Source organism: Janthinobacterium sp. GW822-FHT07H11 (assembly GCF_058798615.1).
On record NZ_CM179507.1, the window covers coordinates 4,045,270 to 4,072,038 of the forward strand.

Consider the following 26,769-nt stretch of genomic DNA (forward strand, 5'->3'; position numbering starts at 1 on the left):
GTGGTCAAGGCGTGGCTGTCAGGCCCACATTTCGCCGAGCACGGCCAGTTCCAGTTCGCGCCGCTGGTTGGTCAGCACGCCGCGCTGGTTGGCAAACATGTCGTCGTGGATGCGCTGCTCGATACGGCGCCGCTGCGCCGCCGAGGACAGCGGCGCCACGTACACCTGGTGTCCGCTCAGGTCCACCCCCATCATCTGGCCGCACAGCCGGTGCTGCAGCAAACGCCGGTGCAAATCATCGGTCTGGCCGCTGTAGGCGCGGCGCCGTCCGCCCGCATCGAATTCGATCACATACAGGCCCGGCCCACGGCCATTCGGATCGCGCAAGGCAGTGGCCAGCGTCCCCAGCGCCAGGTAATTCAGGGCGGCCGCCTCCGGCACCCGGCCCATGGTAGCGGCCAGGGTCGGCGGGATTTCGCCCTGCGTCTGGCCGTCGTCCTGCCCCTGCTCCGGTCCCGGATCCTGGCCCGCGTCGGCATCCTGCTGGTCGCCAAAGGCCGGTTCCGCCACGGGATAGGGCGCCGGATAAATCGTGGGGTAGATGGCCGGGTAGCCGCCCCAGCCCCGGTAGCGCGGCGGCAGATAGGGCAAGGGCTGGGGAGCAAAGCGGGGCGGCCGGCGGCCAGGCGCCTGGTAGCGCGGCGGCGCGGGACGGCGCTGTCCGCGCAACGGTGGCCGCGCGCGCATGCCGCCGCCGCGCATGCCGCCGCCGCGCATGCTGCCGCCAGGGCGCCAGCGCTCGCCCTCCCATTCGGCCTCGTCCTCCCCTTGCCACTCCTGCGACCACTGCCCCTGCCATTCCTGTTCGCCGGCCGCTCCTGCCTGCCCTGCGAAGGGCAGCATTTCAAACGCTTCGTTCATATCGCCTCCTGATGTGATGTTCAAGCAAAGCCATCGCCTGCTCCAGTTGCCCGGGCGTCTGGTCCGCCCGCAGCAGAAAAGTCAGCGCCCCGCCACCGGCGCCCGCCTGCGCCAGCGCCAGCACGCCCGCTTGGTGCAGCACCTGCTGCAAATGGCCAAGGCCGGGCAGGCGCTGCACGGGGAAGCTGCCGCCCCGGCAAGCGATGCCGGCCGCCGCCATCCCGCCGCGCCATTGCGCCACCCTGCCGGCCAGCGTGGCGCGCAAGGCGTCGCCGTGCCGCGCATTGAGCGCCAGCGCCCGCCGCGCGGCCGCCAGCACGGCCGCCGAAGGCGGGCTGGCGTGCACGCGGGTCTGGCTGTGCGCGACAAAGCGGCGCAACATGCTGGCGCCGCCAGACAGCACCGCCAGCGGCACGCCCAGGCCCTTGGCCAGCGAAGCGCCGACGATCAAATGGCCGCCCGCCTTGTCGTAAGCGCCCTGCAAGCCGTGCAGCCGTGCCGAGCCGCCACCGGACGCGCCCATCACACCCAGCACCTGCGTGTCGTCCAGCAGCAGATAACCGCCCCCCTGGCGCGCCAGGGCCGCATAGCCGGCCAGCGGCAAGACCTGCTCGCTGCCCGGCACATAGCCGTCGGCCAGTATCAATGGACGCCGCCCCTGCCTGCCCCAGATCGTCACCAGACGCCGTAGCGCCGCTATCTCGCCGCTGGGAAACAAACGCAGCGGCAAGCCCAGCGCCTGCGCGCGCTCGGCGCCCCAGCGGGCGATGGCGTAGCTGCCGCCATCGACGAGGATCACCAGCCGTTCGGCCGCCAGCATGCCGAACAGGTCCCAGAACAGGTGCAGGGTCGACGGCAGCACGCAAGCCGCCTCGCAACCTTGCAGGGCAGCCAGGTCCGCTGCCAGCGCTTGCGCGCCCGGCGGCTCGCGCAGCGCCGCCGGCTGGCCCAGGCTCAAGCTGCTCCACGGTGCCAGCAGGGCCGAGGGGTGGCGCATGCCCAGGTAGAGGGCGCTGGTAAAGTCGAGCATGCACGCGCCCCGCCCCCGCCCTAGACGCTGCGCAGCTGCTGGCTCAGGCGCTGGCGCAACAGCACCGAGGGCATGGTCGCTTCGACCACCGGGTCGCTGCTGTCGACCGACAGGTCGACCCCCGTGGCGGCGCGGTAGCCGTGGATATAGCCCTGCACCTGCGGGCGCCAGAAGCGCGCCCAGTTGAAGGCCTGCGTGGGCTCATAGATGTCGCTCCAGTTGCCGTAGCGCACGGACAGCAGCAATTGCTCGCCAAAGATGGCCAGGTTGCGGAAGTGCATCACGCTCGTGTCCGTCCAGCCTTGCAGTTTCTTCATGGCATCAACGCGGTCCATCCACGGTTCCGGATACGCCACCATCACGCGCGTGGGCAGGAATTCACGGAACTCGGGCCGTGCCAGCATCCATTGCTGCATCAGCATCTCGATGCGCGCCGTCGACGGCAAGTCGCCGAACTGGTTGTGCGCGCCCTGCGACAGGATCAGGTGTATCTCTTTCAATGCATTCAGCACGGGGAAGGCATCGGCCTTGACGGTGGTGTCGTCGTCCTGCTTGTAGAACGAGGTGAGCAGGCGCAGCAAATGATGGAAGGCCTCGAGGAACTTCGAGCGGCTGTCGGCCGGCCGGAAATGCTGGACCGCCTTGCCGTCGAGGCGCACGCCGTAATGGTGGTCGTACTCGTAATTGCGGCGCACCACGGTCAGGCGGTGCTGTTCATCCTGGGTATACCCCCACAGCAGGTTGTTCAGCGGACGCAGCATGTCGATTTCCGTGTTCGACAGGGGGTCGAGGCCGCCGCCCGCCGCGCGCAGGTTCTGGAAGCGCTGCGTGATGGCATTCATGGTCTGCACCAGCATGCCCTCTTCGTGCCAGTAAGACCAGATCAGTTCCAGCAGGCAAGGATTGGCCAGCTTTTCCTGGATGATGCCGAAACACAGGTCCACCTCGCCTTCCTGGCCGCGCGGGATGCTGATGGGGATGTCGGGCAGCTTGCGGCGGATCACGGCCAGGTAGGGCAAGGTCTGGAAGCCGTCGATGTTTTCCAGGTAGTCGTTGCGCAGCACGGTTTCCAGGTCGCGTCCCTGCGGAATGTCGCGCCGGTCCAGATAGGCGTTGTCCTCGGCCGGATTGAAGGCCAGGGGCTGGTTCAGCACGCCGCAATTGACCATCACGAACGCTTCCGTCGCCACCTTCAGCACGCGGTAGGAATCCGAGTCCGAGAACGGCAGCGCGCGGCGCTGCTTGAGCTGCTGGAACATGTCGGCCTTCTTGACGAAGCGCTCCTGCTCGAAGCCGCGCACACTGGCCAGGTCGCCGCAAAACAGGCTGTCCATGAAATGCAGGTAATTCGTAAACGACATGGCCTCGGTGCTGTTGCGTATCAGGGTCCACAGCGGCAAGTCCTCGGTCGGCTCCGTTTCCGTGCGCGTCAGCGAGACGCCCACGTTGCCGGAAATGGGCGTGGGCTGGCGTTCCTCGGTCTCGTACTCGGCATTCACGGCCAGCATGGCGTTCGGGCTGAGTCCCTCGGGCACGGGCAGGGCGCTGCGCAGTTCCGGCCGCTGCGACAGCATCATCTGCGCCGCGAAGCGGTGCGTGCCGGCGCGCCGCACGCCGGTGGAAAATGCATGCGCCGCGCCGCGCATGGGCACCCATGGCGAGGCCGCCAGCACCTGCACCAGGTCGCGCCCATCCGCGCTCTGGTCGCCATCGAAGGACACGGTGGCGACGGCGCGGTCGCCCACCCTGCCGAAGTGGCAGTCGCTGGGCTGGCAATCGGGCGTCTCGAATACCAGCCCCACCTGCGGATTGAGCTGGGGCTTGAAGCACAGCACGGCGCTGCAGCCGGCCTGCACCTGCACGCACTGCGGCGGCGTGGCGGGAAAGTTGCCATACACGCCGACATAGCTGCCCGTCGCCAGATCCGAAAACACGGTGCAGCCGCTGCCATCGGTCCAGCGCACGCCGACCAGCATGGCCGGATCGGGCACCCAGCTGGCCGGATTGAACAGATGGCAATCGGCTTCGGCACCGCGGTACAGGCTGATGGCGGCATTGACGACCATCGTCCCGCTGTCCTGCTCGTGCACGGTGACGGCGATGCTGCCGCCCCGGTTTTTCGGGCCCGCTTGGCCCGCCGCCCTGTGTTTGCTGCTCATGTCATTCTCCTCAGTGGATAATCAAACGGGATGCCAGTGGCGGCAAAGTCGCCCCGGCTTGGCGGTCACGGCGCCAGACCGTGGGCAGCTGCGCGCACAGCTCCGAAATGTCCAGCGTGCTGCGCAGGGCCCAATGACTGAGCAAGCGCCCCAGCAGCTCGCTTTCATCTTCCGGGCTCAGGCTGCCGCTGGCGCGTGCCTGGCCCAGCACGGCGAACACCAGCGTGGGCGTGGCCTCGTACATCCGGCGCGGCGCCAGGCTCCAGTGGCGAAACAGGTGGGCCAGCCTGGCGGGCTGGCGCGCATGCACGGCCATGGCTTCCACCAGCGAAGCGCCGCGCAGGGCGGGCGGCCGGTGCTGCACCAGCAGGCCCACCAGGGCTGCCATGCTGGCCTGCAGCTGCAGCAGCAGGCGCTGCTGCGGCGCGGGCACGCCATCCAGCGGGTAGTAGGATAGCCACAGCTGTTCCAGGCGGTTCCATTGCGGGTGCGGATACAGCGCGCGTCCCATCGCGCAACTGAGCCTCACGCGCAGCCAGGGCACGGGATGGGGGTCGTCCACGTTGAGGCGGAAGACAAAGACGCGCGGCAGGCTGACCACGCCGATCAGGCCCAGGGTCGCCGCCACGCCGACCCGCGCCAGCGACCAGAAGTCGGCCACGATCTCGGAAATCCACCGTTCCCACAGCTGCCACACGTGCACAAGGCCGCTGCCGCCATGCTGCATGGCTTGCAGCACGGGCCGCAGCGAGGCCACCAGGTCCAGCAAGGCCGCGCCCTGGTGGCCTATCTCGTGCACCAGCGACGAGGCGATGCCGCTGCCTATCATGCGTTCGCGCGGCAGGCGGATGATGGCGACGGGATTGTCGCCGCCGCCCGGCAGGCGCGTGCGCGCGCGGCGGATGGCCGCCCCCGGCCCCCGGTCCAGGTAACAGATCACTGGCGGCGCCCGGTACACCTCGCCGGGCAGCGCCAGCGCGTCGGCGGCGACGACATCGAGCCCGGACAGCCACACGCCCGTCTTGTGCTCGCTGCGCTGCGTGATGACCTCGTTGAACAGGTCGAACTGGATCAGGGCCGCGTTGAACTTCAGGCGCAGGAAGGTGAAGCGGCGCTGCGCTTCGGCGGCGGTGGCCGTGCTGGCGCCATTGGCCGCTTCGCGCCGCAGCCAGTGCTGGAACTGGGCCACCATGTGCCGCAGCGCGCGCCGGCCTTGCACCAGCTGGCTTTCGATGGCCGACTGGGCGCTGGGCATCAGGGCCGCCGCCGGCACCGTTGGCTCGATCAGGGCGAACGGCTCCAGGCGCGCCAGGCGCGTCAGCAGCGAGCGCGCCTCCTGCGCCAGCATCCAGGCAGCGTAAGCGCCGATGGCCATGATCTCAGACGCCGTACAGGACGATCTTGTGGCCCTGGCGCGCCCAGCGGCCGCTGGCAGGGCGCATGCCGCCCTGCCCCCGCGCGCCGCCCTGCGCCAGGCTGGTAGCGCCTGCGCTGCCATTCTGCGTGGCGACCTGGCTGCCGGCGCGGCCCAGCAGACCGGGCGCGAACTGGCGCGCCGCCGCGCTGGCCGCTGCCTGCGCGATGGCGCGCGGATCGCCATTGCCGCGCGCCTGGGCCGCGCGGTTGACCGTATCGGCCGCCAGGCGCACGAACTGCTTGGCCCCCTCGAATTCGCGGTCTTCATTCGACGACGCTTCCGCCTCCAGCCCCAGCGCATTGCCGGCCGCCGACGCCAGGCCACTGCCGATCTTGGCGCCCAGCGGGCCGCCGAAATAGCCGCCGATGGCGCCGCCAGCGAGCGGGATGGCCTTCTTGGCAACGCCCTTGAGCACGCCGCCTATGGCTTGCCCCACGGGCGACTTGATGATGCCGCCCGCCACCGAAGCCGCCTTGCGCAGGAAATTGCCGAGAAACTGTTCCAGCTCCGCTTCATTGCTGACCGATAACAGCTCATTCGCCAGCTCCATCTCTTCGGCCTCGGAGAACATGGCGTTCGTGCCGCCTTCGCCGCTCCATTCGCCCTGGCCGAATTCAAACTGCTCCGCTTCAAAGCCGGACATTTCCTGCCCATATTCCAGGGTCGTACGATCTAAGTCATGCATGATGAGCTCCTGTAAGTTGACACCTCAGTTGACACAACAGTGCCGGAAGGCCAGTCCTTCCGGCTAACAATCGAGCACGACGATGTGCCCGCCCTCGCGGCGCCAGCGGCCACTGCCTGGCATCGCCCGTGGCGCCTGCGCCGCATGCTTGAGCAAGCCCGGCGCCAGGGCGCGGGCCGCCTGCCGCAGCGCCGTCGCCACCCGCGCGCGCGGGTCGGCGTCCGCGGCCATCGCCTGCTGCGCCAGTTCCGTGTTGACGGTGTCGATCAGGTGCACGACATGGCGCGCCAGCTCGAATTCCTTGTCTTCCGGGCTCAGCCCTTCCAGTTCCATGCCGAAGATGCGGGCGGCGCGCTGCTTGAGCATGTGCGCCGAACTGCCATGCAGGGGCAGCAGCGGCGCCATCGCCTGCCCCAGCAACTGGCGCAGCGGCCATTCCAGCGGCGTGCCGCGCACCTGCCGGCCCGCCGCCGTGCCTGCCAGCTGGCGCGCCAGGAAGGCATCGAACTGGGCGGGTGCCTCCACCTCCAGCAAGTGGGCCGCCAGGGCCAGCTCGTCTTCCTGCGGCAAAGGCAGTTCGCCCATGGGCATGGGCATTTCCATTTCGGGTCGATAGGCAAGCAGACGGCTGGTCATGGCAGGCTCCGGCAAAGGGCGGCTATGGCCCATGCCCCCTTGATGCAAGGGCTATGCCAGCCGTTTTCACGGGCGCTGCGGCCCGGCCGGGCGAACGGCGTTTCGGCGATAGCGTAAAAACCATGGTTTCCGGCGAAGCTAGTTTCGCCATCAATATGAGCTTCCAGGCAAGCTTAATTGGCAGAAATAATTGCGTCGCCTATCCGCCACAACGGCCGCGTCCGCCAAAAAATATTTTCCATTTTCAAAAAATAAAGTTCGCGCTACCGCATCGAAAACACCCCGAACGCCATGCCAACGCACGTCAAATAAAAACGTGGCCAACACGTAAATAGTTAATTGAAAACAGATTTCCGACAGCTAGGCTCTACAATTAGCGGGCTGAAATTTAATTGCTCGAGAGAAACTAAATGAACCACCCAACTTTGCGCCGCTTGCTGGCCGCAACATTAATGAGTTTGCTTGCCGCCTGCGGGGGCGGCGGCGACAGCGGGAACGCATCATCACAACAAGCCGAAGTTTCCACCGAGCCTGCGGCGCCCACCGCCCCGACCGGCCCGACAAGCCCGGGAGCGACTGTCCCGCCGCCGCCCCTGACCATTCCGCCAGGCGCGCAGGCGGTGACCTTTACGCGCCAGGCCGCGTCGCGCTTCCTGGGGCGGGCCACGTTCGGGCCGAACATGGCCGCCATCGATGCGCTGGCGGCGAGCGACAGCGATGCCTGGTTCACGGCCCAGTTTTCCAAACCGCAAACCTTGCACCGCAAATACATCGACGGCAGGATAGCGGCGCTGGGCCAGAGCGGCGCCAAGCCCGTCATTACAGATTTTTATGAATCGTTCTGGCAACAAAGCGTGCGTGGCGAAGACCAGTTGCGGCAACGCATGGCCTTTGCGCTGTCTGAAATTTTCGTCATTTCGACGCAAAACGACGCCGTGGGGCCACAGGTCAGGGGCACCGCCAGCTACTACGACATGCTGGGGCACTACGCTTTTGGCAATTTCCGCGACTTGCTGCAGGCCGTGGCGACGCATCCCATGATGGGTTTGTACCTGTCGCACCTGCGCAACCAGAAGGAGTCGCCGACGCGCACCCCGGATGAAAATTTCGCGCGTGAAGTAATGCAGCTATTTACCATCGGCCTGTACCAGCTGCATGCGGACGGCAGCTTGAAGTTGTCTGATGGCAAGCCTATTGATACTTACACGCGCGACGACGTGGCGGGCCTGGCCAAGGTCTTCACCGGCTGGAGCTGGGCCGGCCCGGATCAGAGCGCCACGCGTTTCTATGGCGGCACGCCCGATCCCGAGCGCGACTGGAAGCCGATGCAAAACTACCCGGCCTTTCATTCCAGCAGCGAGAAACATTTCCTGGGACAAAGTATTTCCGGCGCCACCAGCGGCGAAGCGGACCTGAAGCTGGCGCTCGACACCCTGTTCAATCATCCGAACGCGGGGCCGTTCTTTGGCCGCCAGCTGATCCAGCGCCTCGTCAGCAGCAATCCCAGCCCCGCCTATGTGGGCCGCGTGGCCGCCGCGTTTGCCAACAATGGCAGCGGCGTGCGCGGCGACATGCAGGCCGTGATCCGCGCGGTCCTGCTGGACCGTGAAGCGCTGGCGCCCGCCGGCACGAGCTTGCGCACGGGAAAACTGCGCGAACCCCTGCTGCGCCTGGGCCACTGGATGCGCGCCTTCAATGCCGGCGATGGCGCCCTGCGCTACCGCATTTACTACCTGAACGACCCGTTGACGGGCCTGGGCCAGACTCCCTTGCATGCGCCATCCGTCTTTAACTACTTCCGCCCTTCCTATGTACCGCCCAACTCGGCATTGGCGACCGCCGGCCTGCTGGCGCCTGAAATGCAGATGACCTCGGAGCCGTCCGTGACCGGCTATCTGAATTTCATGCAGGAAGCCATCAATAGCGGTGTCGGCGAGAGCCGCGAAGTCAAGCCCGACTACACGCGCGAACTGGCGCTGGCCGGCGACACGGGCGCCCTGCTCGACCGCATCGACCTGCTGCTGCTGCATGGCAGCATGCCCGCCCGGCTGCGCGGGCAAATCCTGACGGCCGTCAATGGCATCGGCATCCCCGCGGCCACGGCCGGCAATGCCGCCCAAGTCGCCACGGCCCGGGCCAACCGCGTCAAGCTGGCCATTTTCCTGACCATGGCCTCACCGGCCTACCTGGTGCAAAAGTAAGAGCGATCCCATGCAAAATTTTCCATTTTCCCGCCGCCGCTTCCTCGGCTCCATGCTGAGCCTGGCCGGTACCACGGCCGCGCCCTTCGCCCTGAACCTGGCCGCCATGCGCCATGCGGCCGCCGAATCGGCCGGCGACTACAAGGCCATGGTGTGCCTGTTCCTGTCCGGCGGCAACGATGCCTTCAATACGGTGCTGGCCACCGATCCCGCTTCCTGGAATGAATACTTGCGTCTGCGCAATACGGGCGGCGCCGATTCCATCCATCTGCCCGGCGTGGGCGAGACGGGCGGCGTCCTGCCCGTCGTGCCGGCGACTGCGCAAGCGGGCCGCAACTTCGCCCTGCATCCGCAGCTGGCGCCGCTGAAAGACCTGTTCGACCATGGCCGCGCCGCCATCGTGGCCAATGTGGGCACCCTGATCCAGCCGGCCACCCTGGCGCAGTACAAGGCCGGCAGCGTGGCCTTGCCGCCCAAGCTGTTTTCGCATAACGACCAGCAATCGACGTGGCAATCGGGTGCGCCGGAAGGGGCCGGCACGGGCTGGGGCGGACGCATCGGCGACGTCGCCGGCACAGGCAATGCACATGCCATGTTCACGGCCATTTCCGCGTCCGGCAACACCATCTTCCTCAGCGGCCGCCAGGTGCGGCCGTTCCAGGTGGGCCAGGCGGGCGCCGTGCCCATCCGCGGCCTGGGCGGCAGCCTGTACGGCAGCACGGGCGGCGCGGGCGCGCTGCAAGCCATCATCCTCGATGCGGGCGGCGACCTGATCGAGCAGGAACACGTGGCCGTGGTCCAGCGCGCCATTGCCAGCCAGGGCATCCTCAGCGGCGCCATGCTGGCGGCCGGCGCGGGCGGCGTGCCCAATCCGCCGCCCTACGTCAACCCGAACACGGGCGCGGCCGGCGTCAACCCGCTGGCCGTGCAATTACAGACGGTGGCGCGCATCATCGGCGGGCGCGGCGCCCTGGGGGCGAAGCGGCAAGTGTTTTACGTGACCCTGGGCAGCTTCGATACGCATGACCGGCAAAAGGTGCTGCACGGCGACCTGATGGCCCGCCTGGCCCACGCGCTCGCATATTTCGACACGACCCTGGCGGCCCTGCAGGGCGCGGACCTGCGGCGCCAGGTGACGACGTTTACGGCGTCGGACTTCGGCCGCACCTTCAGCAGCAATGGCGACGGCACGGACCACGGCTGGGGCGCGCACCACTTTGTCGTGGGCGGCGCCGTGAAGGGGCGCGACATCTACGGCGCCTTTCCCGCCACGGGCCTGGGCCACGAGCTGGACGTGGGTTCCGGCGCCCTGCTGCCAACGACGTCCGTCGACCAGTACGGCGCCACGCTGGCAAAATGGTTCGGCGTGGCCGACGGCCAGCTGGCCGGCGTGTTCCCGAATATCGGCAACTTCGGCCGGCGCGACCTCGGCTTCATGACGGCAAGCTAGCCGTTCACGGCGATAGTCACCGTGACGACATAGCCATCCGTGACGTTGCCCGTCACCGTGGCCATCTGCAGGCTGCTGCCATCGCTGAAGACAGCGTCGGTGGCATAGCTGGCTTGCGCCAGCTTGCGCACGCTGGCCGCGTAGCCGCTGGCCGTGTAGGCCTCGTTCAACGTTGCCATCGGGAAAGTAAACTGCGAGGTCTTGAGGCGCTGCGCGCCACTCGCCGCCGTCGCCAGGCTGGGATAGACCTCGAAATGCACGTGCGGCATGCGCCCCGCATAGCAGCCGGGAAAGATGCTCGTGAAGCGGAGCTTGCCGGCGCCATCCGTTTCCTGCACCCCGCGCAGGTAATTCTGCGCCGTCACGCCGCCCGAATACAGCGAATACAGGCCATCGCGGTCGCAATGCCACAAATACACGGCATGGCCGGCCAAGGTGGCGCAGCCGCCGTTGGCATTGAGCAATTGCAGCTCGATGGTCAACGGCACGCCGGCCGCCACGCCCGTGGCGCCGTTAAAGCTGGCGCGGATGTCGCCGCGCACCACGCCCGCCTGGTTCAGTACGTTGACGATGCTGCCGCCATGCGTATTGCTGCCATCGGCCGGGTATGGCCCGCCCGTTTCGTCGGGCATCAGCGTGCAGGCGCCCGCCGTCGGGCGCGCGCCCGTGGCGGCGCCGGCACTGTCCGCGCCGCCGGAGGTGGCGCCACTGGCGGCGTCCGAGCCGCCGCAGCCGGCCAGCGGCAAGGTGGCCGCGCCGGCCAGCAGCCGGCGCAGCACCTGCCGGCGCCGCGCCGCCAGTTGCCGCATCATTTCGAGGTCGGATGCCAGGCCGTGATCATGCAAGTCCATAAATACTCCATCCAGTGAGGCAAGCCCGCCAGCGCGGGACTGAGGCTGGCGCACAGGAACAGGCAGTGCAGCACCCGCGCCGAAAGCGCCGTGCCGGCGGCAGGCTTGCGGTCCATGCTTCAGGCCGTTGTATTGACGAGCTTGCCGCTGGAAGACAGGCTGCCGCCCGCGTTCGCCGCGCCCAGGCGGCCAGAAAGCGCCTGCAGGAAACCGCCCAGCTTGCTGCTACCGCCGCCCTTCGCCCCGCCGCCCAGCGCGCTCGGCAAGCTGGAACAACGCGATTGCAGGTCGGCAACGCCGGCGTCCTCGCCATCGCTGGCGCTCAGGCGGCTGAAAGCGCCGGCCTGGCTGGCGGCGCTGCTGGCATTCAAGGCACTCATGCTCATGGATAATCCTCTGCCTGGCTAAAAGTGCAATCGGCGCGGCGCGGGCCGGGACGGCCTGCGCGCTGCCGCGCCACCTGCTGGCGCTGTTCCGGCGTCAGCACGGCCAGCAACTGCTGCTCCAGCCGCGCCTGCTGCAAGCTGATCTGCGCCATCGCCTGGGCGGCGCTGCCGGCCAGCGCACCGGCCCGGGCGTCGTCGTAGGCGCTGGAGGCGGCCAGCGCACGCAGCTGTTCATGGGCCTTGAAGGCGATCTTTTGCTGCTCCCGCAGCAGCGGTGCCTGGGCGTAGGTGGCGGCAAAGACCTTGTCCTGCTGCGCCTCGCTCAAGTCGATGCCGCGCAGGAAGGGCGGCAGGTCCGCATCGGCGCCGTCGCTGGCCGGGGCGTCTGTCCGCAAGCCCGGCGGCGGCCCTTCCATGCCCTGCGGCGGATGGTCATGGGGCGGCGCCTGCTGCGCCAGGGCGAACAGCGGCATGCTGCAGGCGGACAGCAGCAACAGGGTTACGGCGATACCGAGATATTTCATGGGAGCTTCCTTTCGTGGCGATCAGCCCAGATTGTCGGCGTCTGGCGTGTAAAACAACGTTAGGGAGGCGTAAAAGTGGGTAAAGGGATGCCGGCGGAAATGCCGGCGGGACAAACCCTCGCCGGCATGTAAAAGCGCGTAAAACGCTGCGTGGCGGCCGCGTTTGGCTGCTATCATCGGGCGCTGACCCTCTGGAAAAGTACAAGCATGAGCAAGGTATTATTAATCGACGACGACATCGAACTGGTCGGCATGTTCCAGGACTACCTGACACAGGAAGGCTTCCAGGCGAAGGCCGTGCATGACGGCGAACGGGGCGCGGCCGAGGCGCTGACGGGCCTGTATGCGATCGCCATTCTCGACGTCATGATGCCGCGCATGAATGGACTGGAAACCTTGCGCCGCATCCGCTCCGGCAGCAGCATGCCCATCCTGATGCTGACGGCGCGCGGCGACGATACGGACCGCATCGTCGGACTGGAGCTGGGCGCCGACGATTACGTCGCGAAGCCATGCACGCCGCGCGAACTGACGGCGCGCATCCGCGCCATCCTGCGCCGCTCGCAGGCGCTGCCGCACGACAGCTCGGGCGTGGCGCCCATGACCGTGGGCCAGCTGACGATGTGGCCCGAGCAGCGCCGCGCCGCGTGGGCCGGCGCCCATCTGGAACTGACGAGTACGGAATTCAACCTGCTGGAAGTGCTGGTGCGCAATGCGGGCAAGCCCGTCAGCAAGAACCAGTTGTCCGAGCTGGGGCTGGGACGGCCCATGGCCCGCTTCGACCGCAATATCGACGTGCACCTGAGCAGCCTGCGCCGCAAGCTGGGCAGCCTGGCCGATGGCCGCTCCTGCCTGCAGACCGTGTACCGGCTCGGCTATCAGCTGATCAAGGAGTAAGCGTGGGCCGCCTGTTCTGGAAGTTTTTCCTGTGCATCTTGCTGGCCCAGGTCACGGCCACGATCGGCATCGGCGGCACCTTCTGGCTGAAAAACCGCGCCGCCCAGCAGGAGCGCGCGCTGGAGATCGATACCAGCCCGCCCGCGCAGATGGCGATCGAGGCGGCGACGGCCACCCTGGAGGCGGGCGGCAACCGTGCATTGCGCCAGTTCCTGGGCCGCATGGAGCGCCTGCGCGTGTATGCGATCGATGCGCAGGGGCACGAACTGATGGGCCGCACCGTCCATCCGGCCATGCTGAACAAGGCGCGCGCCTTGCTGGCGCAGCAGCCGCCGCGCCCCGTCGTGCGCGAAGCGACCGGCAGCGATGGCGTGCGCTATCTGCTGTTCCTGCCCACGTCCGAACATTTCCGCAATGCCGAGACAGGAGCCGCGCGCGACACGCTCAACGCCGTGACCACGGCGGGGCCGCGCCCGAATGCGGCCGGCATGCCGCCGCCCCGCCGCGATGCGCGGGGCCAGCCGGGCGACGGTCCCATGCCGCCCGGACCCCGCATGGACGCGCCCTACCGCACCTTCATCCCGCTGGCCGCCGCCACCGTCGCCAGCCTGCTGTTTGCCTTCCTGCTGGCCTGGTATTTTGCGCGCCCCATCCGCGACCTGCGCCAGGCTTTCGAGGCCGCGTCGGGCGGCGACCTGGCGCCGCGCTTCCGCGCCTGCGGCAAGCGCGGCGATGAATTGACGGACCTGGGCCGCGATTTCGACCGCATGACGGGACGCTTGCGCAATCTCATGGATAGCCAGACGCGTTTGCTGCATGATGTGTCGCACGAACTGCGCTCGCCGCTGGCGCGCCTGCAGGCGGCCATCGGCCTGGCTCACCAGCAACCGGACAAGCTGGCGGCCTCGCTGGAACGCATCGAGCGCGAAAGCGAACGCATGGATAAACTGATAGGCGAGCTGCTGACCCTGTCGCGGCTGGAAGCGGGCGCCGTGCACGCGGGCGCCGCGCACCCGCACAGCGAAGACGTCGGCATTGCCGACCTGGTGCACGACATCGTCGAGGACGCCCGCTACGAAGCCGGGGCGCGCCAGGTCGGCATCGCAGTGGCGGGCGATGCGGGCCTGGCCGACAGCAGCGTCACCGGTCAGCCCGAGCTGCTGGCGCGCGCCGTGGAAAACGTCGTGCGCAACGCCGTCAAGCACAGTCCCGATGGCGCCACGGTAGAAGTGCGGCTGTCGCTCTTGCATGACGGAAAACAGCCGCAGCTGTGCATTGACGTGCTGGACCGGGGGCCGGGCGTGGCCAGCGCTGACCTGAACACCATCTTTGAACCATTTTTCCGCGCCAGCAATACCGAACACAGCACGGATGGCCATGGCCTGGGCCTGGCCATCGCCCGGCACGTGATCGGCGCCCATGGCGGCACGATCAGCGCGCGCAACCGCAGCGGCGGCGGCCTGTGCGTGCGGATGCTGTTGCCGGCGGCGACGCCAGGCTGAGCCTTGCAGCGCCGCCTGGCGCGCGCCTAAGCCTGCGTATCGATGATGCTGCCCAGGGTCGACGCGGCGGCGCGGGCGGGGCTGACCGCCGTATCCGCACTCGATGCCGCCTGGCTGCCGCCTTGCCGCTGCGCCGCCTGCTGCGCCGCCGCGGCCTGCAGCTGGGCGATCTGCGCCTGCAGGGCCTGGATTTGCTGGGCCAGCTGCTCCTGCAGCTTTTGCGACGCTTCCGTCTGCTCGCCCTTCTGCGATTGCGTCAATTGCTTTTGCGCCGCCGTGATCTGCTTTTGCAGGGCCGCGATCTGCGTCGCGCTGCCCGAAGTCGTGCTGCTGGCCGCGCCGACCGCGCTGCCCGAACCGATTGCCGCTACCATGATGCCTCCTGTATGTTTCAATACTGTAGTTAACGGCAATGCGTGGCGCGGATGAAGAGGGGCAAGTGTAAAGGCAGGTAAAGACGCGACGGGACAGTCGATGGGCTTGCGGCGGCCGCGACAGGCTCGCGGCCGGGCCAGGGACAGGGCGGGCGCCCTGCTCCCTCGAACAACGCTCAGGTTTTTGGCAGCGTGACGCCAACCTGGCCCTGGTATTTGCCGCCGCGGTCCTTGTACGACGTTTCGCACACTTCATCGGATTCGAAGAACAGCACTTGCGCCACGCCTTCGTTGGCGTAGATTTTTGCCGGCAACGGCGTCGTATTCGAAAACTCCAGGGTCACATAACCTTCCCATTCCGGCTCGAACGGGGTGACGTTGACGATGATGCCGCAGCGCGCATACGTGCTCTTGCCCAGGCAAATGGTCAATACATTGCGGGGAATGCGGAAATACTCGACCGTGCGGGCCAGCGCGAAGGAATTGGGCGGGATGATGCAATAGCCCTTGCCGGACACGTCGACGAAGTTGTTCGCGTCAAAATCCTTCGGGTCGACGATGGTGGTATTGATATTGGTAAACAACTTGAACTCGTCGGCGCAGCGGATGTCGTAGCCATAGCTGGAGGTGCCGTAGGAAACGATGCGGTTGCCGTCGCGTTCCTTGACCTGGCCCGGTTCGAACGGCTCGATCATGCCCGTTGTTTCCGCCATGCGGCGTATCCATTTATCGCTTTTAATCGTCATCGCAGGGGTATCTTTCTAGAATATCGGAATGGCGGGGGCGACGCGCCAGGTGCAGGCGCGGCCCGAATGGCAGGATTTTACGCGAAAAACCGCCGCTGTTGGCCCCCTGCCCCTGAAAATCCCTGGCGGAAGGCTATTGTTTCGCCAGCAATGCCGTGATCATCTCGCGCAGCACTTGCGCCGTCATCTCGGGGTTTTCCATGGGAAACAAATGCCCGCCCGGCACCTGGCAGAAAAACTTGCCAACCAGCTTGCGCGTGGCCTTCAGGCCCGCCTGCCGGCATTCCACCGACTCCGCGCCGCCGATAAAGCCGATGGGCACCGGCAAACCATCCTTGACGAGGCTGCCGATATGATGCGGCAGGCTGCGGTAGACCTGCGTTTCCACTTCGCGCGTAAAGCGCAGCTGCACCCCTTGCGGATGGGGCGCCAGGCCGCTGTCGATGTAGTCGCGCAAGACTTGCGGCGCCCAGATGGCGAACATGTCCTTGGCCGCGAAGTGTTCGTACGCGGCTTGCGCATCGGGCCACAGCTTGCGCCGCCGGGCGGAAAAGCGGGCGGGAGAGTAACGCTCGCCCAGCGCCGTGTTGCGCGCCAGGCGCACCAGCAAGGCGCGCCAGCCCGCCACCACGGGCGAATCGAGCAAGACCACGCAGCGCACGAGATCCGGCCGCTGCTTGGCCACCATCACGCTGAGCATGCCGCCCAGCGAATGGCCGACGAGGATCACGGGCGCGCTGTAGCGGCGCTCCAGGTCGTCGATATACTCGCGCACCAGCTCGGGCCAGCCCGTGCTGACGGGGTAATCGGGATCGTGCGCATGCATGTCGAGCGCCTGCACATCATAGTGCCGGCCCAGCAAGCCGAACAGCTTGCGGTAGGTGCCGGCGGGATAACTGTTGGCGTGGGCAAAGTGCAGCTGCGGGAGTGTCATCGTGGGGCCGTGCCGGTGAATGCGATGGGCAATTGTAATGGCATGCCGGCAAGACGTATCAGAGGAAGACCTCTAATTTCCGAGGTGGCAGCGGGCGCGCCGGGGCCAGGCCGGGCACGAAGGAAGCCAGTACCTCGCCCAGCTCGGCGTTGGAATCGACCACGCAAAAAGCGCCGTCAAACGCGTGGTGACGGTTCATGGGATTGCGCACGACGATGCATTCCAGTCCGGCCGCATTCGCGGCACGCAAGCCGCGCGGCGAGTCTTCCACGGCCACGCAGTCGGCGGCGGCCAGGCCCAGGCGCTGCAGGCCCAGCTGATAGCCGTCGGGCGCCGGCTTGCTTTCGCCATACATTTCACGCGTCAGCACGAAATCGAAGTGGCTCAACAGGTCCGTGGCCGCATGGCTGACGTCAAAGTGTTGCGCATACGCACTGGTCACCACGCCCATGGCCACATGCGGGCGCAGCGCCGCCAGCACCTGTTTGACGCCGGGGATGGCCAGCTGGCGCGCCTGGCGCAGGCGTTGCGCAAACAGCACGCTGCGCTCGGCCCGCAGGCGCTCGACCAGTTCGATGTCGTGGCCCTGCCCCAGCAGCAAATGCCAGGCGCCGTAGTTATTGTCGAGGAACCAGTCAAAAAATTGCTTCGGCGTCAGGTCTATGCCATAGGGCAAGAGCAAGTCGCGGTTGCTTTCGTAAAACAGCCGTTCGGTATCGACCAGCACGCCATCGTTGTCCCACAGTATGCCTTGTATGGTTTTCATGGCCAGGCTCTGCGTTCAGAATTACTTGAAGAAAATGTCGTAGGACAGTTTCACGATCAGCATCAGCAGCAGCACCAGGAACAGCATGCGCACGAAGGCGGCGCCACGGCGCACGGCGATCCAGGTGCCCGTCAGGGCGCCCAGGATATTGCACACGGCCATGGGCGCGGCCACGGCGTAGACCACGTGGCCGGCGGGAATGAAAAAGGCCAGCGCGGCCACGTTGGTGGCGATATTCACCAGTTTGGAGCAGGCCGAGGCGAGGATGAAATCGAAGCCGAACACGCGGATGAACAGGAAAATCAGGAAACTGCCCGTGCCCGGCCCGAACAGGCCGTCATAAAAACCGATGGCGCCGCCGATGACGATGGCCAGGATGCGTTCGCGCGGCCCGATGGGACGCGGCTCGCGCAGGGTGCCGAAATCCTTCTTGATGAAGGTGTAGATGGCCATGACGATGATCAGCACCAGCACCATCGGGCGCACCACCTGCTGCGGCACATACGATACGGCGGCCGCGCCGATGAAGGACATGATAAAGGCGCTGGCCACGGCCGGCAGCACCAGCAGCCAGGGAATGCTGACCTTGCCGACAAACGAGCGGGCGGCAAACGTGGTGCCGCAGGCGGACGCCAGCTTGTTCGTGCCCAGCAAGGAAGTCGAGGCCATGTTCGGCATCAGGTTGAACAGGGCCGGCAACTGTATCAGCCCGCCCCCGCCCACGGCGGCATCGATCAGGCCGGCAAAGAAGGCAAATAAACACAGCAGTGAGATGGTCAGCATGATAGGCAAGGGGGAATGGGCGACAGCGGCAGTATAGGCGTCGGTCACTTTTTCGGATGCAACTTCAAATTGCGGAAAACGCAATCAGCCGTAACGCTTGACGGAATGCGCCTCATGCGCTCTACTGGCCTCTTTTGCCGGGAGTCACGCAATGTCGATGAAACTGATGTGGGAAATCCGCGCCTTTTGCACCGTCGTCGAGAAGCGCAGCTTCATCCACGCGGCCCGCATGCTGGGACGCTCGCCGTCGGCCGTCACGCGCGCCATCCAGTTCCTCGAAGAAGCCATCGGCGCCGAGCTGATCCTGCGCACGCAAAAACAGTTCACCCTGACGACGGCCGGCGAAACCTATTACGCGTCGGCCCGGCATTTGCTGGAAACGCAGGCCGAGGCGGAAGAGCAGTTGGCCGAGCTGAGCAACTCGCCGCAAGGCTGGGTGCGCATCTCGGCGCCGGAAATCCTCTCGCTGGGCTTTTTGCCGAAAGCGGTGGCGCAATTTTCGCGCGACTATCCGAATGTCTCGGTGGACATCCATTTCTCGGACAAGTCCATCGACCCCATCCAGGAAAAGCTCGATTTCGCCATCCGCGGCGCCTTCCCCCAGTCCAGCGAGCTGATCGGCTATCCCCTGTGGAACTACCGCCGCTACATGTACGCCTCGCCCGGCTATATAGAGCGCATGGGCGCGCCCGACGAACCGGAAGAGCTGGCCGGTCACGACATCATCATGCACTCGGCCCCGCGCATCCTGCGCGACTGGCATTTCGTCTCGGCCACGCGCAACGTGCGCTACCAGGTACAGCCGCGCTTCCGCTTCACTTCCGGCATCGCCACTTTCCAGGCCGCCCTGGAAGGCGCCGGCATCGTGCGCCTGGCCAGCTGGCTGGCCGAACCGGCAGTGGCCGCAGGCACCTTGCGCCGGGTCTGCACGGCGTACCGGCTGACGTCGTCGAAGGAGCTCGATCCCAGCATCCATGCGGTCTACGGCACGTCGCGCATGGCCAAGGGGGCAAGGCTGTTTCTCGAATATGTGAGGACAAGGGGGATGGAGATACCGGATGAGCGGGGAAGCTAGCACCTATGTCGGGGCGATGGCATCGCTATACACGGCGAACTGTGCGCCATCGAAGTCAAAGCCGGCCACCTCGCGCATGCCCAGCCGCTCATGCGCGCGCCGCGAGCCGAGATTGTCGCGGCGAATGAACAGCACGGCTTCCGCGCCCCCATGCAACTGGCGCATGGCAGAGTACAACAGCGCCAGCAGGCCCTGTCCCCGTTCCGACGCCGCAATGCAGACGGGACCATAGACATAGGCGTTTTCGCTGCCCGCATGTGCGGCCAGCATGGCCTGCAGCACGGGCGCCTGAACGGTGGCGGGCGCCGCGCTGAACAGCACCCCAACGACAGGCCCATCACTCACACGCCGCGCCACGATGACGGGCGAGCCACCATCCGTCATGCTGGCCACCTTGTCGTGTGAAAACTCGCCCGTCAAGCTGCCTCCCTGCGAGGGGGAGTTGCCCTGCAGCAAGATTGTGATGGCCTCGATATCGGTGGATTGGGCCGGCCTGATCAGATAATGGCTGCTTGGATGCAACAATCAACGCTCCTCGATTGGCTTCTTCCGTTGAGATGCCGGCTGAAGCGAATATGAAAACAGCTAGTGGGCAACCGCACAAGCCGCCACCTCGCCGGCCTTGGCGCCATCCGCCACTTGTACGGCGCTTCGCTTGACATCCCCCCACAGGTAAAAGATGAGAAAAATTCCCACCAGTGGAAAAACAAAGTGCAGGACCTCATACTTTTTTTGCGGTGCAGGACAGTCTTCGCCAGCGCAGCTCTTGTTTCGCCATAGCCCCACCACGCCGTAGCGGCACAAATAAATAACGACGTTCATCGTCACTGCGAGTAGCCACACTGTCGCAATAATAATGAGGCTGAATAACCATGCTCTGACATGCGGTAGAAAACTCTTCGTCAGCACCTCCGAAAAGACGAGCGACAATAACATCCCGGTGGTGATCGACACTGTATGCGAGATGCCATGTATGACAGGCACCAGCACTTTCTGCCTGAAAAAATGCCCCCACTCGGCGGTCAACAACATGGTGCATGCCACCAGAAACAGGACAAGATTGAACAACGGTGCTGGAATATCCTGGTAATGCACAATAAATTTGCACTGTAGCGACTTGGCCAGGTCATTGACAGGCTGATCGCTCGTGAATTGCAATCCAAACAAGATCAAGCCAGTAAACAAGCCACTCGCAATACCAATGCCCGTATGCTGTATCGCCTGCGCCAACGCTGGCGAACTCCCCTCTACATGACGTAACCATTGCCCCCAGCGAATCGAACGCAGGTACCGGTAAGCAGCGTCGGCTTTCGCCAACCAGCGCTCGCAGGGATTGCATTCATCGCACACGATGGGTCTCCTGTCCGGCATCCGTTGAGGCGCACTGCCTTAGCGCCCATGCCAGTACCGCGGCCGGCTGGCCCGGTACTGCGTTATCTCAATCCGCTCCCCAAACGCCATCACCACCGCCCCCTCCACATCCGTGCGCAACCGCGCAACGCCCATGTCGCCATAGCGCGCATACACTTGCGGCTTTGGATGCTTGTAGCGGTTGCGGTGCCCGACCTGGAAAATCGCCAGGGCAGGATGGACGGCGTTCAAGAATACTGGCGTGGAAGACGTGCCGCTGCCATGATGGGGCGCCAGCAGCACGTCGGCCGCCAGCTCGCCCTCCGCCGAGCGCGCCAGCAATTGCGCCTCTTGCGCCGCCTCGATGTCGCCGGCCAGCAAGATGGCATGCTTGCCGGCCGTGATCTTCACGGTGCAGCTGCGGGCGTTCGGCGTCAGGGAAATGTCCGCGTGGCTGGCGGGCAGCGGGTGCAGCATGGCGAAGTGCACGCCTTCCCAGGTCCAGCGTTGACCGGCCACGCAATGCAGATACGGACGCCGGGCTTGCCGCCGCGCCTCGACGGCCGGGTGGCCATCGAACAGCGACGAAGCCAGCCAGCCCACCTGCACGTTTTCCAGCAGGGACATGGCGCCGCCCGCGTGATCGAGGTCGCTGTGGGAAATGATCACGCCATCGAGCTTGCTGATGCCGCGTGCGCGCAGATACGGCACGATGACACGGCTGGCGCCGTCGGCATCGAGGCTGTAGGCGGGCCCCGTGTCGTACAGCAGGCGGTGGCCATGGGTTTCCACCAGCACGGCCATGCCTTGTCCCACGTCAAAGGCCGTGATCCACATCTGGCCCGGCGGCGGGCTGGACGGCAAGGCCGTCAGCAGGGGCAGCCAGCCCAGCATGCCGGCCCACCTATGGGGCCACCCGCGTGGCGCCAGCAGCCAGGCCGTGCCGAACAATGCCCAGCAAAAACTCCACATTGGGGGCGCGGGCGCCGTCCACACGGCAAAGCGGCGCGCGCCGAGCCACTCGAGCACCTGCGCCAGCATCTGCACGATGGCGTGTGCCAGCAGCAACAGCCAGTCGCACAGGGGCGCCGGCAGCAGGCTGCCCGCCAGGGACAAGGGCGTGACGACCAGGCTAATGACGGGGATGGCCAGCGCATTGGCCACGGGGGACACGAGCGAGACTTGCGAAAACAGCAGCATCGTCAACGGTACCAGCCCCACCGTCACCACATACTGCGTATGGGCGCCCAGCGCCACGGCCGCGCGCAGGCGGCGCCAGCGGCCGGCGCTCTCCGGCAACGGTGCCGCCGTGCGGCCCGCCGTCGCGTACAGCATGGTGGCGACGGCGCCGAACGACAGCCAGAAGCCGGGCCACAGCACGGCCCAGGGATCGAGCAGCACGACCACGCCCAGCGCCAGGCACAGAATGTGGACGACGCTGGTGATGCGCCCCAGCCACAATGCCAGCGCCACCACCAGCAGCATATACAAGGTACGCTGCGCGGGCACGCCGAAGCCGGCCAGCAGCACGTACAAGAACGCCGCCAGCGCGCCGGCCAGCGCCGCCACCTTTTGCGCCGGCAGCAGCAAGGGCAGTTGCCGGTCGGTAAAGAACGAGCGCCGCCACAGGGCGCCCGCGCCCAGGGCGAACAGTCCCGCGATCATGGTGATGTGCAGGCCGGAAATCGAAATCAAGTGGCTCACGCCCGTGCGGTTGAAGACTTGCCAGTCCGACTGGGGGATGGCGCGCTGGTCGCCCACCACCAGCGCCACGATCACGCCCGCATACTGTTTATCTTCCAGGCTGCGCAGTATGCGCGCGCGCAACACTGCGCGGCTCGCTTCCACCACATTGCCGAAAGCGGGCACGAAGGCGGCCAGGCGCACATTGGGCGTGTCCGCGCGCGGCTGCGGCCGCACATAGCCGGTGGCGCGCACGCCCTGCTCCAGCAGCCACGCCTCGTAGTCAAAACCCATGGGATTGGCATTGCCGTGCGGACGCTGCAACCGCACCGTCAGCCGCCAGCGTTCGCCCGGCTGCACGTCGCCCACGGCGTTCGTCACTTCATCGCGAAAACCCGCGTACCAGGACAGGGCGATCAGGGCAGGCACCTTTGCCCCAAGCGCTTTTTCCACGGCAAAATTGAAGCGCACGCCCTGCTCGAAGCGGTACGGCAGGCTGGCGATGGTGCCCGTGACGGTGATGTCCTGCCCCTCGTCGGCTGGCGCCAGCTGCGGCGCCATGGCCGCCTGGGCCAGCCAGGCGGCCCAATAAAAGCCCAGTCCCACGCCAGCGCCAAGCGCGACAGCCGAGCGCCAGTGCGCGTGACGGCGCAGCAGCCACGCCATCAGCAGCGCCGCACCCGCGACCACCCACAGCAGCGCGCCCGCATGCGGCGGCAGGCTGGCCTGCGTCTGCAGCCAGGCGGCGCCGGCGGCGAAGCCGAGTATGAGGGTGCGCATGGAAAGGCTGGATCAAGGCGGGATCAAGGCGGGATCGTCGCTCGCGGCAAAAGGACTCAACTACTATGATCGCCTTCCCCTCCTTGCCCTCTGATCTGGCGCAATGGTGGCGTGGATAAGGACGCTCAAGCACGCCATCGATCGCCAATGCTGGCGATGCTTTCGCCATGCTGCCGCGGCGCCGCTGCAAGGCAGCGACGGATTGATCGCCACCGGCTGGGGCCTGCGCCTGGTGCGCGCGGGCCGCGTAAGCATGCGAGCGCCAGGGCCTGCCACCACCGCCCGCCCCCATCGACGGTATAATCGGCCTCGCTTATTTCAACACCCAGGCACGACATGACTTCCTCCGCACTCCCTCCCGACACTTCCACCGACCTTTCCGACAGCAGCGAAGACAATAACGACGCCACCCTGGTCGCGGAACTGGGGGAGCTGGCCGAGCATGTCCGCCTGGTCAAGATGGAAGGCCGCGTCTTCGTGCGCTTTTCCGGCGTCGTCAAGGCCGGGCACCTGGTGGTGCCGTATGCGCTGGTGCCAAGCCAGGGTGTGCTGGCGCGGCCGGCCAAGTGGCGCAAGATGGACCGCGAGACCAGGCTGGCCCTGGTGCGTGAACGGGCCAGCGCGGCCGTCTTCGAGGAACTGCGCCAGCACGTGATCGATTTCGTCGCCGATATCGCGGGCCTGAGCGAGGATGTGGATACGGACCCGATGGTCTTCCTGCATACGCTGGCCGACATGCAGACGTCGGAGCCGGCCGGCATGGTGTTCGACCGCATCCGCCAGCGCTTCAACCACGCCATCGAACGCCAGCAGGAAGAGCAGCACGCGGCGCGCACGCGCCAGAGCATCAACCTGGCCGAGTATCCGGCCTCGTTCGAGATGGCGCGCCGCCTGCCGCGCCGCTTCATCGCCCTGCTGGGACCGACGAATTCCGGCAAGACGCACCGCGCCATGGAAGCGCTGGTGAAGGCGAAGAGCGGCATCTATCTCGCGCCATTGCGCTTGCTGGCCCTGGAAAACTACGAACGCCTGCAGGAAGCCGCGCCGCATGGCAAGCCGCTGGCCGTGAGCCTGCTCACGGGCGAGGAACGCCGGGTCGTCGACGGCGCCACGCACGTAGCCAGCACGGTGGAAATGCTGGACACGAAAACCGTCGTCGAGGTGGCCGTCATCGATGAAATCCAGATGCTGGCCGACCCGGACCGGGGCGCCGCGTGGACGGCGGCCGTCTGCGGCGCGCCCGCCCACACCGTCTACCTGGTGGGGGCGCCGGAAGCGCGGCGCGCCATCGAGGCGCTGGCCGAGCGCCTGGACTGCCCGCTGGAAGTGCACGTCCTGAAACGCATGGCGCCCCTGTCGATGGAGCCGACGGCCGTGCGCAAGGTGCGCAACCTGCGCCGCGGCGACGCCGTCATCGCCTTTTCGCGCCGCGAAGTGCTGATGTGGCGCGACATGATCACGGAAACGGGGCTGTCGGTGGCGACTGTCTACGGCAACCTGTCGCCCGAAGTGCGGCGCGCGCAGGCGCAGCGCTTCCGCGACGGCACGGCCGACATCGTCGTCGGCACGGATGCGCTGGCGATGGGCCTGAACATGCCGATCGCGCGCATCGTCATGACCACCTGCGTCAAATACAATGGCCGCGAAGAGGAAGAGATTTCGGCCGCGCTGGCGCGCCAGATCGCCGGGCGCGCGGGCCGCTACGGCGTGCATGAAGAGGGCCTGGTGGCCGGCTACGACAACGAGACGCATGAAGTGATGCGCGCCCTGCTGAAAGAAAAACTGCACCCGCTGAACACCAGCGGCTTTGCCGTGGCGCCCTCGCTCGAGCACCTGCACCGCATTTCCTCGGTGACGGGCGAGCTGTCGCTCAGTAAACTGCTGCGCCGCTTCATCCACAATATCGACGTGCCGGACGGCTTCTTCTTCCCGCGCATCACGGAAGACCAGAAGGAACGCGCCATCTGGCTCGACACCCTGCCCCTGTCCGTGGCCGACAAATTTACGCTGTCGCTGGTGCCGATCTCCAGCAAGGTACCGTCCCTGCAGACGGCGTGGGAGCACTGGGCGAAGAATCTGTCGCAGGGAAAAACCAGCACCTTGCGCCAGCATGCCTACGGCGGCGGCACGCAGAACCTGCAGCAGGTGGAAGACACTTGCCGCTACTATTCGGCGTATGCGTGGCTCAGCTACCGCCTGCCCGAATTCTTCCCCGATATCGCCGTCGCGCAAAACCTGTCGCGCGACGCGTCGGAACGGGTCGACTCCATCCTGCGCGCGCACAATGCGGCCTCGCGCGGACGCTCGAAGAAGTTCAAATAAGCGTCAACTGACAGGCCAGAACCAGACCTCGCCGCAATTCCAGTAGCATTCGGTGCCGCATACCTTCACGCCGATGGACGGCAGCAGGATGTCGATATGCCCGCCCGCGCCGCCCAGGTAGCCGGGAATGCGGAAGAAGGCGACGACGCCCTGGCGCTGGCCGATGCCTTCCATGGCCTCATCCCGCGTAAATTTTTCGGGCGCGCCAAACAACGCCGGGCTGGCCAGCATGTGCGACAGCCTGGCTTGTCCAGGCTCGATCAGCGCGCCCTTGAACGGCCCCTTGCGTATCGCCATGCGCCCCTTGACCTGGACCCCGGCCTTGATCAGGGCCAGGCTGACGCGGATGGCGCAGGTGTTGGCAAAACTGTCCTTGCCGATCAAATCCTCCCAGCCGATTTCGCCAAACAGGGCCGCCTGGTCGACGGCCGCCACGCTCGAGTAATTTTCACGCAGCTTGATGAATGCAGGTTTCACGCCAGCCTCCCACGGTTATCGGAGTGGAACAGGGATAACGCCGCGCCAGGATGGTCACGATCGGCGCCGACGCCTCGCCCCGGCGCGCCCGGGCCGGCAGCTTGTCCCGTTCAGAGATAAGCTGCGCGTCGATTTCCACCGTTTGCCGGCGGCCCGTGTCGCACCATTGCCGTCCTGCACCGCATCGGCCACGCCGCTCAGGTAACTCTGGGAATAGCGCTGTTTGAGCAGGAAGGCGGGATCGGCCGATGCGCCACGAAGCGGCACGTCGTGAAAACAGGCGATCAGCAAGGAGTACGACATGGCGCATGACCAGCCCTGGTCAGTGGTGGAGTTACTGAGCGATTGTAGGGCGCTGCGGCCACCTCGCACTGAGCGAGGTCAAGCGGAAGGCGGCAGGCCAGTTCATTTGCAATCGATATGTATTACTTGCTGGCCGGCCTTCGGTCCCTTGTCATACGTGAAACGGCATTCGCGTATGGCGTCGTCCAGTTGGCGCGACAAGGTGACCTGTCCATGCTCGCCATAGGCGCATTGCAGCCATTTACCCTCCGGGAAAGCGCCGACAAGGCGATAGGTATAGCGCGCCTGGCCATGCTGCTGCTTGACCGTGTAAGTGGCCAACACACCACGACGCTGCGGCGGTCCGTCGATGGGCGCCGCCGAATGCAGATACAAAGGCCGTTCCACCTGCGACGTCCAGCCTGGCGGCGTATCCACGACGCGCAGCGAGGCAGCAGGCACGCTCGGCGGGCAAACGAGATCAAACGATGGCGTTTGGGCGTTGACCGGCGCCTGCAGTGAAAAAAGCATGCTGGCCGGCAGACAGTATTTTGCACGCCGAAGCAAGGCAGCAAAAATTATCGTGGACATTTTGGCC

At 66.2% G+C, this 26,769-nt stretch carries 28 protein-coding genes; 7 read left to right on the forward strand and 21 right to left on the reverse strand.

Annotation, left to right across the window (positions count from 1 at the left end; all coding sequences use genetic code 11):
• Positions 1-18: 18 nt before the first annotated feature.
• From AC3RCJ_RS17845 to AC3RCJ_RS17870, 6 genes are all read right to left on the reverse strand, one after another.
• Positions 19-861, reverse strand: a complete 843-nt coding sequence (locus tag AC3RCJ_RS17845) for a hypothetical protein (protein ID WP_492958299.1) — start codon at positions 859-861, stop codon at positions 19-21.
• On the reverse strand, positions 845-1,891 hold the full coding sequence (locus AC3RCJ_RS17850; protein WP_492964660.1) for an aminotransferase class I/II-fold pyridoxal phosphate-dependent enzyme: 1,047 nt from the start codon (positions 1,889-1,891) through the stop codon (positions 845-847). The genes AC3RCJ_RS17845 and AC3RCJ_RS17850 overlap by 17 nt, the downstream gene beginning before the upstream one ends.
• A 20-nt stretch (positions 1,892-1,911) precedes the next feature.
• Positions 1,912-4,050: a hypothetical protein gene (locus AC3RCJ_RS17855; protein ID WP_492964661.1), complete on the reverse strand. Its 2,139-nt coding sequence runs from the start codon at positions 4,048-4,050 to the stop codon at positions 1,912-1,914.
• A gap of 10 nt (positions 4,051-4,060) precedes the next feature.
• On the reverse strand, positions 4,061-5,425 hold the full coding sequence (locus tag AC3RCJ_RS17860; RefSeq protein ID WP_492964662.1) for a hypothetical protein: 1,365 nt from the start codon (positions 5,423-5,425) through the stop codon (positions 4,061-4,063).
• A gap of 4 nt (positions 5,426-5,429) precedes the next feature.
• Entirely contained in the window at positions 5,430-6,152 is a 723-nt protein-coding gene (locus tag AC3RCJ_RS17865) for a hypothetical protein (RefSeq protein WP_492964663.1), read from the reverse strand.
• Between the two features lie 63 nt (positions 6,153-6,215).
• Positions 6,216-6,788, reverse strand: a complete 573-nt coding sequence (locus tag AC3RCJ_RS17870; RefSeq protein ID WP_492964664.1) for a hypothetical protein — start codon at positions 6,786-6,788, stop codon at positions 6,216-6,218.
• Between the two features lie 53 nt (positions 6,789-6,841).
• On the opposite strand from AC3RCJ_RS17870, the gene AC3RCJ_RS17875 reads away from it, so the two are divergent.
• The 3 genes from AC3RCJ_RS17875 (at position 6,842) to AC3RCJ_RS17885 (ending at position 10,439) form a co-directional block, all read left to right on the forward strand.
• On the forward strand, positions 6,842-7,123 hold the full coding sequence (locus tag AC3RCJ_RS17875; protein ID WP_492964665.1) for a hypothetical protein: 282 nt from the start codon (positions 6,842-6,844) through the stop codon (positions 7,121-7,123).
• Between the two features lie 75 nt (positions 7,124-7,198).
• Positions 7,199-8,989 (forward strand): DUF1800 domain-containing protein, encoded by a 1,791-nt coding sequence (locus tag AC3RCJ_RS17880; RefSeq protein WP_492964666.1) that lies wholly within the window; start codon positions 7,199-7,201, stop codon positions 8,987-8,989.
• Between the two features lie 10 nt (positions 8,990-8,999).
• The gene (locus AC3RCJ_RS17885; RefSeq protein ID WP_492964667.1) at positions 9,000-10,439 is read left to right on the forward strand and encodes a DUF1501 domain-containing protein; all 1,440 of its coding nucleotides are present in this window, start codon (positions 9,000-9,002) and stop codon (positions 10,437-10,439) included.
• Here AC3RCJ_RS17885 and AC3RCJ_RS17890 read toward each other — a convergent pair.
• From AC3RCJ_RS17890 to AC3RCJ_RS17905, 4 genes are read right to left on the reverse strand one after another with little or no spacing between them, the layout of a single operon-like run.
• Positions 10,436-11,290 carry a dioxygenase family protein gene (locus tag AC3RCJ_RS17890; protein ID WP_492964668.1) on the reverse strand — a complete coding sequence of 285 codons (855 nt, stop codon included), beginning with the start codon at positions 11,288-11,290 and terminating at the stop codon, positions 10,436-10,438. The two genes, AC3RCJ_RS17885 and AC3RCJ_RS17890, sit on opposite strands and share 4 nt — an antisense overlap.
• Positions 11,248-11,406 (reverse strand): hypothetical protein, encoded by a 159-nt coding sequence (locus tag AC3RCJ_RS17895; RefSeq protein WP_492964669.1) that lies wholly within the window; start codon positions 11,404-11,406, stop codon positions 11,248-11,250. The genes AC3RCJ_RS17890 and AC3RCJ_RS17895 overlap by 43 nt, the downstream gene beginning before the upstream one ends.
• Before the next feature lie 3 nt (positions 11,407-11,409).
• Entirely contained in the window at positions 11,410-11,676 is a 267-nt protein-coding gene (locus tag AC3RCJ_RS17900; RefSeq protein WP_492962986.1) for a hypothetical protein, read from the reverse strand.
• Positions 11,673-12,200: a Spy/CpxP family protein refolding chaperone gene (locus AC3RCJ_RS17905; protein ID WP_492962988.1), complete on the reverse strand. Its 528-nt coding sequence runs from the start codon at positions 12,198-12,200 to the stop codon at positions 11,673-11,675. Before AC3RCJ_RS17905 ends, AC3RCJ_RS17900 begins: the two co-directional genes overlap by 4 nt.
• 207 nt (positions 12,201-12,407) lie before the next feature.
• Between AC3RCJ_RS17905 and AC3RCJ_RS17910 the strand changes: the two genes are divergently transcribed.
• On the forward strand, positions 12,408-13,097 hold the full coding sequence (locus tag AC3RCJ_RS17910; RefSeq protein WP_492962990.1) for a response regulator transcription factor: 690 nt from the start codon (positions 12,408-12,410) through the stop codon (positions 13,095-13,097).
• 2 nt (positions 13,098-13,099) lie between these two features.
• A complete protein-coding gene (locus AC3RCJ_RS17915; RefSeq protein ID WP_492962992.1) occupies positions 13,100-14,599 on the forward strand; it encodes a sensor histidine kinase in 1,500 nt (499 codons plus the stop codon).
• Positions 14,600-14,625: 26 nt separating this feature from the next.
• Here the strand turns inward: AC3RCJ_RS17915 and AC3RCJ_RS17920 are convergent, their stop codons facing one another.
• The 5 genes from AC3RCJ_RS17920 to AC3RCJ_RS17940 all read right to left on the reverse strand — a co-directional run bounded on the left by AC3RCJ_RS17920 (position 14,626) and on the right by AC3RCJ_RS17940 (position 18,202).
• Positions 14,626-14,973 (reverse strand): FlxA-like family protein, encoded by a 348-nt coding sequence (locus AC3RCJ_RS17920; protein WP_492962994.1) that lies wholly within the window; start codon positions 14,971-14,973, stop codon positions 14,626-14,628.
• A 176-nt stretch (positions 14,974-15,149) separates the two neighbouring features.
• The gene (gene dcd, locus AC3RCJ_RS17925; protein WP_034755486.1) at positions 15,150-15,719 is read right to left on the reverse strand and encodes a dCTP deaminase; all 570 of its coding nucleotides are present in this window, start codon (positions 15,717-15,719) and stop codon (positions 15,150-15,152) included.
• Positions 15,720-15,852: 133 nt separating this feature from the next.
• A complete protein-coding gene (locus tag AC3RCJ_RS17930) occupies positions 15,853-16,653 on the reverse strand; it encodes an alpha/beta fold hydrolase (RefSeq protein WP_492962996.1) in 801 nt (266 codons plus the stop codon).
• A 58-nt stretch (positions 16,654-16,711) separates the two neighbouring features.
• Positions 16,712-17,419 (reverse strand): HAD family hydrolase, encoded by a 708-nt coding sequence (locus tag AC3RCJ_RS17935; protein WP_492962998.1) that lies wholly within the window; start codon positions 17,417-17,419, stop codon positions 16,712-16,714.
• A 21-nt stretch (positions 17,420-17,440) separates the two neighbouring features.
• Positions 17,441-18,202 (reverse strand): sulfite exporter TauE/SafE family protein, encoded by a 762-nt coding sequence (locus AC3RCJ_RS17940; protein WP_492963000.1) that lies wholly within the window; start codon positions 18,200-18,202, stop codon positions 17,441-17,443.
• Positions 18,203-18,353: 151 nt separating this feature from the next.
• Between AC3RCJ_RS17940 and AC3RCJ_RS17945 the strand changes: the two genes are divergently transcribed.
• Entirely contained in the window at positions 18,354-19,277 is a 924-nt protein-coding gene (locus AC3RCJ_RS17945; RefSeq protein WP_492963002.1) for a LysR family transcriptional regulator, read from the forward strand.
• A gap of 3 nt (positions 19,278-19,280) precedes the next feature.
• Here AC3RCJ_RS17945 and AC3RCJ_RS17950 read toward each other — a convergent pair whose 3' ends face one another.
• The 3 genes from AC3RCJ_RS17950 to AC3RCJ_RS17960 are packed head-to-tail and all read right to left on the reverse strand — an operon-like array spanning position 19,281 to position 23,090.
• Complete coding sequence (locus tag AC3RCJ_RS17950; RefSeq protein ID WP_492963004.1) at positions 19,281-19,802, reverse strand: GNAT family N-acetyltransferase; 522 nt, start codon at positions 19,800-19,802, stop codon at positions 19,281-19,283.
• 60 nt (positions 19,803-19,862) lie between these two features.
• Complete coding sequence (locus AC3RCJ_RS17955) at positions 19,863-20,627, reverse strand: hypothetical protein (RefSeq protein WP_492963006.1); 765 nt, start codon at positions 20,625-20,627, stop codon at positions 19,863-19,865.
• 39 nt (positions 20,628-20,666) lie between these two features.
• The gene (locus tag AC3RCJ_RS17960) at positions 20,667-23,090 is read right to left on the reverse strand and encodes a DNA internalization-related competence protein ComEC/Rec2 (RefSeq protein WP_492963008.1); all 2,424 of its coding nucleotides are present in this window, start codon (positions 23,088-23,090) and stop codon (positions 20,667-20,669) included.
• Between the two features lie 336 nt (positions 23,091-23,426).
• Between AC3RCJ_RS17960 and AC3RCJ_RS17965 the strand changes: the two genes are divergently transcribed.
• The gene (locus AC3RCJ_RS17965; RefSeq protein WP_492963010.1) at positions 23,427-25,412 is read left to right on the forward strand and encodes a helicase-related protein; all 1,986 of its coding nucleotides are present in this window, start codon (positions 23,427-23,429) and stop codon (positions 25,410-25,412) included.
• Between the two features lie 3 nt (positions 25,413-25,415).
• On the opposite strand, the gene AC3RCJ_RS17970 is transcribed toward AC3RCJ_RS17965, so the two are convergent.
• The 3 genes from AC3RCJ_RS17970 to AC3RCJ_RS17980 form a co-directional block, all read right to left on the reverse strand.
• Complete coding sequence (locus tag AC3RCJ_RS17970) at positions 25,416-25,889, reverse strand: T6SS effector amidase Tae4 family protein (RefSeq protein WP_492963012.1); 474 nt, start codon at positions 25,887-25,889, stop codon at positions 25,416-25,418.
• Positions 25,890-25,943: 54 nt separating this feature from the next.
• Complete coding sequence (locus AC3RCJ_RS17975; RefSeq protein ID WP_492963014.1) at positions 25,944-26,192, reverse strand: hypothetical protein; 249 nt, start codon at positions 26,190-26,192, stop codon at positions 25,944-25,946.
• 102 nt (positions 26,193-26,294) lie between these two features.
• Positions 26,295-26,702, reverse strand: a complete 408-nt coding sequence (locus AC3RCJ_RS17980; protein ID WP_492963015.1) for an STY0301 family protein — start codon at positions 26,700-26,702, stop codon at positions 26,295-26,297.
• Positions 26,703-26,769 lie beyond the last annotated feature (67 nt).